This window comes from Siccibacter turicensis LMG 23730 (genome assembly GCF_000463155.2).
Taxonomy (GTDB): domain Bacteria; phylum Pseudomonadota; class Gammaproteobacteria; order Enterobacterales; family Enterobacteriaceae; genus Siccibacter; species Siccibacter turicensis.
On sequence record NZ_AWFZ01000046.1, the window covers coordinates 1 to 224 of the forward strand.

A 224-nucleotide genomic window follows, 5' to 3' on the forward strand; every position below is an offset into this window, starting at 1 on the left:
TCCCGGCTCTCAACCCGGGCCGGAAGCGTGCCCGTGATGACCGGACGCGGGACTTCTACCGAACGGAAACAGTACCGTTCGGTATAGGGCATTCCCCAGACCGACACATGCAGACGGGAATCGCGCGCTCCCCGGTAGGTCACCAGGGTGAGGATAACGCCCTCTTTCAGGGCTGCAATGACATCGCCCTGCGGCTCCAGCACCTGCCCGGGGGTGAGGTGTGC

The 224-nt window shown here is 64.7% G+C and carries 1 pseudogene; it reads right to left on the reverse strand.

What is annotated here, in order from left to right:
- Window positions 1–224: pseudogene (locus tag DW58_RS14795) on the reverse strand (type VI secretion system tip protein VgrG); the annotation flags it as partial.